The 12740-nt window shown below is 37.4% G+C and carries 9 protein-coding genes; 5 read left to right on the plus strand and 4 right to left on the minus strand.

The genetic code is table 11. From position 1 onward, the window contains the following. Positions 1-947 precede the first annotated feature (947 nt). Positions 948-2462: an efflux RND transporter periplasmic adaptor subunit gene (locus AC2JBO_RS19225; RefSeq protein ID WP_496955255.1), complete on the plus strand. Its 1515-nt coding sequence runs from the start codon at positions 948-950 to the stop codon at positions 2460-2462. Positions 2463-2503: 41 nt separating this feature from the next. Here AC2JBO_RS19225 and AC2JBO_RS19230 read toward each other — a convergent pair whose 3' ends face one another. From AC2JBO_RS19230 to AC2JBO_RS19240, 3 genes are read right to left on the minus strand one after another with little or no spacing between them, the layout of a single operon-like run. Beyond that, the gene (locus AC2JBO_RS19230; protein WP_496955256.1) at positions 2504-3901 is read right to left on the minus strand and encodes an RNA polymerase factor sigma-54; all 1398 of its coding nucleotides are present in this window, start codon (positions 3899-3901) and stop codon (positions 2504-2506) included. A gap of 1 nt (position 3902) precedes the next feature. Next, positions 3903-5063, minus strand: coding sequence for a sigma-54-dependent transcriptional regulator (locus AC2JBO_RS19235; RefSeq protein WP_496955257.1), 1161 nt, complete (start codon positions 5061-5063; stop codon positions 3903-3905). Between the two features lie 5 nt (positions 5064-5068). Then, positions 5069-6529, minus strand: coding sequence for an ATP-binding protein (locus AC2JBO_RS19240; protein ID WP_496955258.1), 1461 nt, complete (start codon positions 6527-6529; stop codon positions 5069-5071). Positions 6530-6689: 160 nt separating this feature from the next. Here AC2JBO_RS19240 and AC2JBO_RS19245 point away from each other — a divergent pair, with 160 nt between their 5' ends. Beyond that, positions 6690-7640 (plus strand): hypothetical protein, encoded by a 951-nt coding sequence (locus tag AC2JBO_RS19245; protein ID WP_496955259.1) that lies wholly within the window; start codon positions 6690-6692, stop codon positions 7638-7640. Here AC2JBO_RS19245 and AC2JBO_RS19250 read toward each other — a convergent pair. Then, a complete protein-coding gene (locus AC2JBO_RS19250) occupies positions 7637-8821 on the minus strand; it encodes an anion transporter (RefSeq protein WP_496955260.1) in 1185 nt (394 codons plus the stop codon). The two genes, AC2JBO_RS19245 and AC2JBO_RS19250, sit on opposite strands and share 4 nt — an antisense overlap. A gap of 717 nt (positions 8822-9538) precedes the next feature. On the opposite strand from AC2JBO_RS19250, the gene AC2JBO_RS19255 reads away from it, so the two are divergent. From AC2JBO_RS19255 to AC2JBO_RS19265, 3 genes are all read left to right on the plus strand, one after another. After that, positions 9539-10216 (plus strand): response regulator transcription factor, encoded by a 678-nt coding sequence (locus AC2JBO_RS19255; protein WP_496955261.1) that lies wholly within the window; start codon positions 9539-9541, stop codon positions 10214-10216. Positions 10217-10238: 22 nt separating this feature from the next. Next, complete coding sequence (locus AC2JBO_RS19260; RefSeq protein WP_496955262.1) at positions 10239-11537, plus strand: sensor histidine kinase; 1299 nt, start codon at positions 10239-10241, stop codon at positions 11535-11537. A gap of 247 nt (positions 11538-11784) precedes the next feature. Next, positions 11785-12714 (plus strand): polysaccharide deacetylase family protein, encoded by a 930-nt coding sequence (locus AC2JBO_RS19265; RefSeq protein ID WP_496955263.1) that lies wholly within the window; start codon positions 11785-11787, stop codon positions 12712-12714. The last annotated feature ends 26 nt before the right edge of the window (positions 12715-12740 follow it).

The following is a 12740-nucleotide window of genomic DNA, read 5'->3' on the forward strand; positions in this document are numbered from 1 at the left end:
AATTAGAGGTAAATCGCTAGCCCTTGGTCTGTAAAGGCGCCCTCAAGAAGCAGGTACTTTTAATATCTACACTAGTACTTAGTTACTGTTTTTCTTAACAAACAATTCAAGTATGTGTTTGTTCCTTCAGATAGAATCTGAATCTATCGCTTGTGCTTCAAAGACCTGTTCAACAAAGTACTGAAAATCTTGCGAACATTCTTCAAAAGCTTGCAGAGCTTCCGAATATTTTTCTACCTCAACTTAAAAACTAAGCTACTTTAGGTAGCAAAGTTTTGATTAGGGGGTAGGCTTCAGAAGAAAATTGCTCAGTAAATCTTTACAAGCTTTTTTACAATCCAGATTCTAGTCTTTACTTTTTCAGACGGTAGCAAACAAATTTTGCATTTTAGTTGTTGATACCGTGCAGTATCAATTTGTCAATCAAAACATAAATGAGGCATTTTTTCTCCTACCCAAGCGGGAGCCTTAATGGTTTTGCGACTCTCAAATTACTTTGGATAATTAAATAAAAAAACTACTCAGTATCAAACTACTTATCTAAGATTAAAGTAAAAATAAATGCTTTAAAATTCCGTATAAATACTTTAATTTTACCATTGTACGAGACTAAACTGTAGTGTAATGTAACATAAATTTTATTGATATTTCCACTTGATCTTGTTGACAGAACTGTGAAATAATAGATTTTGAAATTATAAGTAATAAAATTAAAATTATAAATACTAGTTATAAATTAAATTTATATATTTAATATGTTTAATTCCAAGTGATTAACTTTTAGTCTTTACAGTGAGACTGTAAGCGAAGCTTGAAATAACTGAATTGCCTGCTGCTGTCAATCAAATCAACGCTCTATGTGATTTTAAAAGTAAATAAGCAGCATACGTATAAATTTAACGAACTAAGACAAGCAGTAAAAACACACTGGTAGGTGCATCTTAAATATGAGCAAAATTAATACAAATATATCATTTTTTGCTATTCTCAATTTACTACTGTTAATAACACCTAATACAGTATTGGCAGACGCAGGAAACGACAGTGGCGCCAGTTGGTTCAATTGGGTAAATGCTAATAGTTCGGTAAATATTGATACTCAAATAGCCCAAAGACTAGGTATAGAAGTCGAACCAGCGAAAAAACAACCATTGGATGTTAGTATAAAAACGACAGGAAAAATCGAAATTTTACCCGACCAACAAGTTGATGTAACTGCACCACTAGGGAGTAAATTAGTTAAGTTGTTGGTGAAACCAGGTAGTAAAGTTAGAAAGAATCAACCTGTTGCTGTATTTGCTTTCCCTGAATTGCTAGAATTGCGTATCGATTCAATAACAAAGCAAGAAGAAGCACTGACTGCACTACAAAAAGCACAAGCTGATTTGAGATTAGCCATATATAATCTTGAGCGTCAGCAACTAAAGTTATCTCAGGCAAAACAAGAAACGACTTCTTCTGAACTTGCTTTTTCAAAAAAACAAGCTAAATTCGTTCAGTTAGAAAGCGAAGTTGGAAGTACCTTTTTTGACTTGCCGCAAGAATTACAGTATCCCCAATCAGGTGTTGCCGAATCTCAAACACAACTTAAATCGACCCAAAACCGAGAATATTTAGAAGCACTCACCCAACTTAAACGCGCTCAAGCAGACGTTGAAATAGCACAATCTCAAATCAAACTAAGCAATACTATTTACAACAATCGTTTACAACAGTTGGGAACATCTGCAAATTCTCAAGGGTTGGTAACAATTAAGGCTCCCATTTCTGGAACCGTTGCCGAACGTTTTATCAGTCTTAATCAACCATTATATTCTTCAAGTGATAAGTTAATGACTATATTAAACGATGGTCACGTCTTTGCCGTAGCCAATATTTATGAAAAGGACTTGGACGAAGTAAAAAACGGTCAGCAAGTTAAAATTAAAGTTACTTCTTTGCCTAATAAGATTTTTGAAGGTCGAATTAGACAAATTGGTACTTTAGTACAAGGAGAAACGCGAGTTATACCCGTACAAGCCGAAGTAAACAATTTAGATGGTTTGCTTAAACCAGGAATGATTGCCGAATTGGAGGTAATTACAAATAAAACCGCTTCTAAAATCGCGATTCCCTCTACAGCAATTGTAGATGCAAATGGCGAAAAATTAGTTTACGTGCAAAATGGTAATAGCTTTAAAGCTGTCAAAGCTACTTTCGGTCAAACCTTTGGAGATATGGTAGAGGTTAAGACTGGTATAGTTGAGGGTAATTTAGTAGTTACCCAACGTGGCACCCAACTTTACGCTCAATCCTTGCAGAGTGGAAGTAAGAAAAAAGAAGGTGATAATCACGGCAAAAAGGAAAAAAACGACAAAGAAAAGACCCAGCCAATAGCTAGGATTTTTTCCATTGCTTTCACGTCAATTGTAATTATTGGAGGATTAATTTTCGCAGTGAACACAAAAGATGATTCTCGGTAGTAACGATATAATTTTTTATTAATCCTCAGCAGATTAGTATATTACTTAATAGGTATACGGTAATGAGATGAGTTTATCCCGGCAATTTTACGGTATTTTGTTACTGTTCTTCGAGTAATGGGCAAACCAAATCGTATTTTCAAAAGCTGTGCTAGCTGTTCATCACTATAGGGGTTTTCGGGTGGTTCTGCGCTTATTATCTGTACTAACAGGTGTTGTACTTGTTGCCCAGTGCGTCCACCTACTTTGACAGGAACACATAGCAAATGCAATGGAATTATTTGACTATTTTGGTCACAAATCAATATATATCTTGAGCTAACGATTCGACTAACTGTAGACCTGCTAAGTCCTACTGATTGAGCTACCAATTGTTGCGGAGTAGGTATCAAGTCTAGCCTATCACGACTGTGTAAAAAAGCTTGCTGGCGCCTAATTAAAAATTGACTGACTTTGAGTAGATTTTCCTGCCATTGATGTAAAGCTGTAAGTAAGCTTTGAGCTTCTTTTAATAATGCTTCTAATTTTTGCGTATCTCGTGTAGACGCGCGTGATTTGTTCAAAAGCTCAATGGCTTCAACATTCAGGCAAAAGCGTTGCTCAACTTCATAAGTTAAGGAAACCTGCCAATCTCCTGCTTCTGTTGGTTCAGCTTTTAAATCAGGAGTGACAATAGGAGCATTGTTACTGCCAAAGTTTCTAGCTGGACGGGGTTCTAATTCTTGAATCTCTTGGATAGCATTACTTATTATATTAATATCTATATCTATATCTATATCTATATCTATATCTATATCTATAGATACTTGTTGACGTTGTTGTAGCTTTTGTAGCAGTATCCCACGATTATGTTTAGCATCGGAAGAATTACCAGTACAATTTGCCAATTCTTCTAAATACTCTTGAACTAATAGATAAGCTAAACTTTGAGGTCGGTCTTTAAGTTGTAATAATAGGCATTCTCGCAAAGAACGGGCGCCTATTCCAGGTGGGTCTAAACTTTGAAGCAGAGGTATAACAGCTTCTAGTTCATTTGCACTGTAGATGTTCCCATTTGCCCAAATTTCTGGAGTTTCTTCTAAGTAACCAGAATTTGAGAGCCAAGTCGTTAGATAAATTAAAGCTTCACGTTGTTTTGATGGTATGGACAAGGTGGTTATTTGTCCATATAAATACTCATTAAGACTTAATCCTTGTGCTGGTGGGTTATACCAGTCAGGCGAAACATCATCTAAAAGAGTTTCACGCTTGGATGGCTTTTCAGATGTATCACTAATTTCCATTAAAAATGGATTGTGTTTAGCTTCTGAGCGAATATATTCTATTACCCGTTTACAATTGGACGGCAATAAGCGCACTAAATGCTGTAGAGTTGGGTAAAGGACTGTTTGAGTTTCTAGGCTTGTTAAAAGTGCTGGTGTTGAATTTAAGGAAGTCATATTAATTAAAGATAAGATGGTTTGGGAGAATTGTTCGTCCTCCTGAAAAAATTGCTGCTCGTTCTAAAGTATTTTCCAATTCACGGACGTTACCTGGCCAAGAGTGACTTTTCAGTTTTTCCATTGCCTCCGAAGTCATTGACAAACTTTTCATGTCATTACGTAGAGCAATATAACTTAAAAAATGTTGGGTTAACTGCTCTAAATCTTCTAAGCGCTCGCGTAAAGGTGGCAGTTCAATTTGCATTACATTTAAGCGATAGTAAAGGTCTTCCCGAAACTGATTTAAGTGAACTAGCTGCTCTAAATTTCTATTAGTGGCGGCTAAAATCCGAACATCTACAGTTTTGGTATGGTTACTACCCAACCTTTCAAAGGATTTATTTTGCAAAACTCGTAACAATTTCCCCTGAATACTAGCGCTTAATTCTCCAACTTCATCAAGAAATATAGTGCCGCTATTTGCCTGCTCGAAACGCCCAATTCGTAAATGGTCGGCTCCTGTAAAGGCGCCTTTTTCGTGACCAAATAATTCTGCTTCCAATAAATGTTCTGGAAGTGCTGCACAGTTAACTTTTACGAAAGGTCCGCGACTACGGGAACTTGCATTATGGAGGGTTGAAGCAACTAACTCTTTGCCAGTTCCTGATTCTCCTGTTATTAAAACAGTGGTATAAGTCTTCGCAACTCGACCGATGAGTTTAAATACTTCTGCCATAGCAGGTGAGCGTCCTAATAGTTCCTCTGGTTGTGCAAGTTGAGAATTTGCTTCATCAAACTGATAAGTTAATGCATGAGAGTGAGCTAAAGCATGACGCACCAAATTGACCAAATCTTCCATATCAAAAGGTTTAGTTAAGTAATCATAGGCGCCTAACTGCATAGCTTCGATGGCTGTACGGCTCGTTCCATATGCCGTCATCACAATTACAGGCAGTTCAAATAAAGTCTTCCCTAAAGCTTTGAGAACAGCATTACCCTGAGTTTTGGGCATTTTCAAGTCTAAAAACACTAAGTCAGGACGAGATGCTGTTTTTTGAATAATAGTCAGTCCCTCACTTCCATCTGTCGCTTCGATAACAGAGTGACCTTCATCTTTAAGAATTTGCGCTATTGCCTGACGCAAAGCTTTTTCATCATCAATAATTAGAATTTTAGCCATTGTTTTTATTCAGGTAAGTAAACTTTGGGTAAATAAACACTAAAAACAGTACAACCGGGTTGAGATGTCAAATTAATATATCCCCCGTGTCGCGTAACAATTTCGTGGCTAATTGCTAAACCTAAACCTGTTCCTTCTGGCTTTGTAGAATAGAAAGGATCGAAAATCCGCTCGTGTTCGGAGGGTGGCAAACCTTGACCTGAATCTTTTACCCAAGTCACTAAGTAGTCCTGCTGTTGCTCGAAGCCAACCTCAACTTGGCTTTTTAATGGACTAGCTTGTATTGCATTCAAAATTAAATTAACCATAACTTGTCCCAATTTTCGACGACGTAGTGGAACTTGGGGTAAAGACTTGCTAGGCCTGTGATAAATGAGCGTGACTTCTTGTTCTTCTGCTGCAAGACGAAGCAAGGAAATAGATTCATAAACAATTGCTTCGAGGGAAGTTTTTACCATTTCCTCGTCTTGCTGATTTTGGTCAAAATACAACAGTTGTTGGACTAAGTGTTCTAAACGGTCTACTTGCTCTAGCAAACTAGCAATTGGTAAAGTTGTTATGAGCTGCTTTTGTAGTTGTTTTTCCGTATACTGTAAGTTAAGTCGCATACTTGCAAGTGGATTACGCACTTCATGGGCTACCCCCGCTACTAAGTGCCCTAAAGAAGCTAAACGCTCGACTCGATGCAGTCGCTGTTCTAAATCTTGGCGCCGACTTTGCATAGTATTAATTGCAGTACCTAATGCTCCCATTTCTGCGGGTAGAGGAGGGATGACCGAAGCTTGGTTTTCTTCCATAGCTTTAATACTTTGCTGAAGCTGCTGCACTCCCCAGTTAAGTTGTAGAGCAATATAAAAAGTCCAAGCTCCGACAAATAAATCACCTAAAATCACCAGAACACTGAGTATTTTTTGATTACCATCTTCTAAGTGAGGTGTACGTTTCATCGTCCATACTGCTCCCCATAATGGTAGGGGATCAACACGCAGCACTAAGACATCAAGACCCGCGCGCATTACTAATTCTTGAGGTTGTGCAAGACTAGTAGCTCTACGATTTAATTGCAAAATTGTGTCACGTTCAACGGGAGGAATATCTTTTTTAGGTTTACGTCCTCCATGAGTAGGATAAGCATAACCTAAAAGCCGATCAAGTTCTCGCAGGTAGAACCCCCCTTCTACTCTTGAGAAATTGAAGAGTGCTTCATTTGAGAGTTCCTGCAAATGCTTGTCCTGCTGCTTGTCTACCTTTGGTGCTTGCCCTTTTGATTCCCAAAAAAGTTTAATCAGTCTAGTGTTGGCAAAAGCTAGCTCTCTCTGGTTTCTGGCAACAACAGCGCCTTCCAAGTTTTGAAATAATTGTATTACAAGCCATAAAGCAGCTCCACTCAAGCCTAAAAAAAGGATAGTTAGGATTGTTAGCTGTTGCCGGAGTGTCCAGGGTTGAGGTAACACTATAGGTTTCATTGAATTCCCGAGAACAATTGTACCTAGACTACTAAAATTATGGTGAATTTTAGTTGCTCACCAATTATTGTTACACCAGCGCACAATTGTCTTGTATCTTTGGCATGATAATTGCACTATTAAATTTTAGTTATTTATTGAATTAAGCCTAATTATTGTCATGAAAGACTCAGAAGTTCGTGTTCCTAAAGATATTGCTGCGGATGTTTTTGCTGTTGCGGCTAATTTATATGCCCAAGAAAATCACAATTATTCCTTAGAAGAGCTAATCGAAGCTGGAGCAGAAGTGCAAATTCCTGCAAATTTGATTCAACAAGCATTAGTACAAATTAAAGCAAAGGAAACTCAAGCGTGCGAGCGGCAGCGAAAGTTAAAGTTAATTTTAATTAGTGGCGGTACTGGCGCCGTAATTGCTTTTTTCGTTTTATCAGCTTACAACATTATGGCTAGTAACATTACACCATTTGGACGCTCAAAAGAAAATAATCAAGATTATATTAGTACTAATCACCAAGACACCCTTGACCCCAAATCTCTACCTCCGATATTTCCCAAGGCTGATGACACGACTGTGACTGGAGTTGTAAAGCAGTATCTTCTCAACCCTGAAGGCAAGGTTGATGGACTTTTACTTAATAATGGGTTGCAGGTGAAATTTCCTCCTCATATGAGGGATAGCTTGGTAGCAACAGTGACATCGGGAACTCAAGTTACCATTTCTGGAAAGTTAGGCACCTCTACCCGCTTTGGTCAAGAGGTGAAAGCCAAAAGTATTACTACCCAAACTGGACAAACTTTAGTAGCTCAACGTCCTGCAATACCACCTCAACAACCTAGTGGTAACTACAGGACTTTATCTGTTGAAGGAACTGCTCAGAACTGGTTGGTAGGACATCGAGGAGAAATTAATGGCATCATTGTCTCTAATGGCGCCATCGTTAAATTTCCGCCTCATGTGGGTAATCAACTAGTCAGTATTGCAAATGTGGGAGATAAAATCAAAGCGCAGGGGTTTGGTGTTCGTAATCGTTACGGACAGGTTATAGAAGCGACAAACCTACTCATAAATGGGCAAACTGTATCTTTGGCGCCAAAACCTATTGCCAATTAAATCCACCAATAAGCTAAGATGAGAGTCAGAACAGTTAATGGTAATCCAAAACGTAAATGTTCCCAAAAAGACAATTGAAAACCGAGTTTAGCGACAGCCTCCGCAACAATTAAATTAGCAACAGAACCCAATAAAGTTAGATTCCCAGCTAAGGTAGACCCAGCAGCTAATAATAACCAGGTTTTTGTATCTGGATGAGGAATTAAATGTTCTAGTAGTAATACTGCTGGAACATTGGAAACTACATTTGAAAGCAGAGCAGTTACTGCTAGTACACTGAGGGGAGTATGGATATAATTACTAAATATATTTAATATTCCTAATTTTCCCACTGCTGCTGTAACAATAAATAACCCAGAAAACATCACTAGTAAGTCCCAATCTACCTTATTTAATATTCGTTGTGGTTTAATTCTACGAGTAATAAATAGTAAACCCGCTGCTATTAGTGTTGCTTGGGCTGGTTCTATACCAATTAAAAATGCAGCCAATAATCCTGCGGTTATTAAGAGGCTTTTTATTAATAGCGGTTTAAGTACGTGATTACGTACAGGAGTGTCACGAAAACTTGACTTAATCGAGCGCACATCTGGATATAGCCACCATAATAATGTAATCTCAATTAGCAAACTAACAAGTGCAATAGGAGTTAAAGCTTTAGCAAAATTAAGATAGCTAATATGAGAGGAAGAACCAATGAGGATATTTTGAGGATTACCACTTAATGTTGCTACAGAACCAATATTAGTTGCTGCTGCCAAAGCAAGTAAATAAGGAATAGGATTAAGGTTTAAGGTTTGGGTTAAGCCAAGAGTTAAGGGAGTAAGAATTAAGGCAATAGTATCATTAAGAAAAAAAGCTGATAGTATTGCACTACTAAATATTAAAACTATTAGCAAACCAAAAGGACTTCGGACATAGTACGTAACAGTATTTAGCACTAGTTGGAAAAAACCAGAGTAATTTAAGTTGGTGGCGACCACCATCATGCTAAAAAGAAAAATTAGCGTTTTATAATCAATGGCTCCCCATGCTTCTTTCAGGTCTAAAACCCCTAATGCCATAAGCAAAGAGGCGCCGACTAAAGCAATACTAGCTCGATTCATCCGTAAACCAGGTATATACCCTAAACCTAAACCTATATAAGTAAGACTAATGACGATGTATCTAAGAAAAATCATTTCGATGCGTGGATAGTGGGTTGATTGGATATTTTAAATATTGTAGAGACGACAAAGGCACAAAGAACACAAAGAAAGAGAAGGAAAGTAACTTTAGGAGACTTGTGTGTACACCGTAGCGCGTGGAAGGGGGGCTAAGAATAGCCTGTTATTCGCGCTGCTAAGATGTGAAGGTAAGTGTAATTGTTTACCGTCAGAAAGTAGCACTCCATTTACTTGTCATCCCGGTTTAAGTAAGCTTGGATAGTGCCGAAGCTTGCTGATTGATTGTTTTTTCATTTTCAAGTACCATTTATACTTATTTTTTTGTTTGTGCAATTTTCGTGCCAATGTTTTGTAAAAATAAATGTAGCTGTTGGGCTAACCCTTTTGCCATAGGGAACCTACTAACAGGCGCCCTATGGCAAACGCTTGGAGGAGAAGCAGCATTTATCACTGGTAGTTTTTTTAATATACCTTGACGCATTCCTTGAGGAAACCTGTGCAAAAGGTATCAAAAATATGCATAACCCCCATTACGTCGGCTTCTTGCTTTATCTGCTCTCCAAAAATGCTTGAACACTAACGGTATATGTTCTGGTGGAATACCAATACATACCTGTATCTTGAATATTAACTGTTATGCAATTTATGACCGCGTGCAAGCTATCTTTCCGAGTTTTTTACCTGCTTGGCGGCTATTATGATAAATAGTAGTAATTCTTAGATAATAAATGCATGAAAATTTTATTAGTGGAGGATGATGAGCGTATTGCCGAGGCACTTTCCGAAGCACTTACTGACCAAAATTATGTTGTTGACATTGCTTGTGATGGTGAGCTGGGGTGGGATTTTGCAGAAGCTTTTTCCTATGAATTAATTATATTAGATTTAATGTTACCGAAGCTAGATGGTATAACGCTTTGTCGAAAGTTGCGGCTTTCTAGTTATTCCATACCTATTTTAATGCTGACTGCTAAAGATACCAGTACTGATAAGGTGATGGGTTTGGATGCAGGCGCCGATGATTATGTAGTTAAGCCTTTCGATTTGCAAGAATTAATGGCTCGCATTCGTGCTTTACTCAGACGAGTAAATACAATATTACCTCCCATACTAGAATGGGAAAACTTGCGTTTGAATCCCAATACTTGTGAGGTAACGTATCAAGATAAGCCTTTGCATATAACACCAACTGAGTATAGGATTTTAGAATTATTCTTACGTCATAATCATCGCACGTTTAATCGCAATCAAATTCTGGAAGCTCTGTGGTCATTTGAGGAACCACCTGGAGAAGAAACAATTAAAGTCCATATTAGAAGTTTGCGCCAAAAATTAAAATTAGGTGGAGCCGATGCTGATTTCATTGAGACAGTTTACGGTTTAGGGTATCGTCTTAAACAAAATATTTAAGTGCGTATTTTTTTATTTTCTTATGTTTAAAGCATTACAGAGGCGCCTGTTATTTTCTTATTTAAGCATTATGGTCGGCATTTTTGGAATATCAACCTTTAGTGTATATCATTTTATCGCCTATAACTTATATGAACAGCTAGACCGCCAAATGTTAACCTTAGCTGATGCAGCAGCTCATAGCTTACCATTAATTAAGACTAATAAAAAATATATTAATAGTAAAACACCCCGCATTCTAGATAATGATGGCGATTTAGATATTCCTTGGCAAGATTTACGTGAAAATCATCAAGGTGTAGAATGGTTCGATGCAAAAGGTATGCTTCTCGGTCAAGCCGGTAGTCATCTTCCCGTAACACCTTTACGTATTGATGTTTATACTAATCAATTTGGAAAACTTCGTAGTATTACCGTTCCAGTTTATGCAGATAAAACCAAAAAACAGCTTCAAGGATATGTGAGGATAAGTGAATCAATTCATGATTTAGAAGCAGAACTGAATAGATTAATTTGGGGTTTTAGTTGCGGTGGAATTATCGCTTTTATTCTCAGTAGCATTGGTAGTTGGTGGTTAACAAAGCAATCTTTAAAACCTGTCGAACAAAGTTTCCAAGAATTAAAACAATTTACAGCAGATGCTTCCCACGAGTTGCGTAGTCCTTTAACTGCGGTAAAAACTTCGGTAGAAGTAATGATGAACCACCCAGAAAGAATTCATCCCTCCGATGTCAAAAAAGTGCAATCAATTGCATCAGCAACTAATCAAATGGCTCGTTTGGTTGAAGATTTACTTTTACTTGCCCGAACTGACAAATTACCAACACGTTCTGCTCAAGATTGGTTATTAATACCCCTAGATGAATTTTTGGAAGATTTAGTCGAATTATTAATATCACAAGCAGAAATTAAGGGAATCACGCTGAAAGCGGAAATTAGCGATGAAATCTTTGTTCGAGGTGATGTCACTTTATTAAAACGTTTATTTTCTAATTTATTAGAAAACGCTTTGCAATACACACCTGATGGTGGAGTGATAAATATTTCGATAGCTCACCGCGATAAGTTTACCGTTGTCGATATTAAAGATACAGGAATTGGTATTGCCCCCGAAGATATCCCCCTAGTTTTCAACCGCTTTTGGAGAGCAGATAAAGCTAGGAGTAGACGCTCAGGTGGTTTAGGACTAGGTTTAGCTATCGCTAGCGCTATTGCCCGCTATCACGGAGGAGACATTACAGTTAGCAGTCAGCTTGGCATTGGTAGTACTTTTCATGTAAATCTACCGATGGCTACGAATTTACCCCCAAGCCATCCTTAAATATTTTCCAGAAAATAATATTTCTTTCCGATTTCTTTACCTTATTGTAGTTATCCTTTATATAGCAATCCTAAATAAGAGCGTGAAATTTTAAACATCTATCTTCTTTTTCTTGCTTTGTGTCCTTTGTGCCTACCCTGCGGGAAATCCTCCGGATTATGTGGTTCATTACAGTAATTTAATTTTTCACAACTCATATAGGAATGCTATATAACTAAATTATAAATTATTTTCTCGGTAATTAGATATGAAAAATAATATTTCTTTCTTTCAGCAGCCAAAGTTATGGTTTGCGATCATCGCTTTATTTCCTGCTTTATTCGCGCTAATTAATATTTTAAATAGTTATAATTTGTTATCTTCAAATAAAATTGTGCAGGTTAAAGATAATATTAATCTCAAATCAAAAATAAGTACAAAACAACGCCTTGAAGAATTAGAAGCCTCAATCATAAACAGTTGGGAACAGTCAGCACAAGCGAAAGGTTTGCTGTACAGCATTCCAAAACAATTTCAAGGTGCAATTATTCAAGAAGGTAAAGTCAATACAGCAAAAAAAGTAGTTGCTTTAACTTTTGATGACGGACCTTGGAATAAAAATACAGACAAAATCTTAGATATTCTCAAACAAAATAACGTCAAAGCAACATTTTTTATGTTAGGCGATTCGCTTATTAATTTTCCCCAACCAGCGAAGCGAATCACAGAAGAAGGACATGCACTTGGCAACCATACCTGGCACCACTTTTATCGTGGGATGAGTGAAGAAGTTGCTGGTAGGGAAATCGAAAGCACCTCCGATTTAATCTACAAAACCACAGGTGTAAAAACCACTTTATTTCGACCACCAGGAGGGATAATGACCAATGGTGTGGTTGATTACGCGAAAAAGCATAATTATACAATTGTTATGTGGTCGGCAGATTCCATTGATTACAGTCATCCCCCTGTTGAGGTATTAGTGAATCGAGTTATAAAACAAGCCAAACCAGGTGGTATAGTTTTAATGCACGATGGAGGTGGTAACAATCGCGCTCAAACCATAGCAGCGTTACCGCAAATTGTTAGTAAGCTCAAAGCACAAGGTTACACTTTTGTGACAATACCAGAACTTTTGCGGTTAAGCGACGTTGCCAAAAACGGTTCTATCGTACATAGCGTGCTAAATTTTAATTAAAATCTATAAATATGCTTGATTTACAA

It is taken from the genome of Calothrix sp. CBUCES-K 9914, from assembly GCF_059640475.1.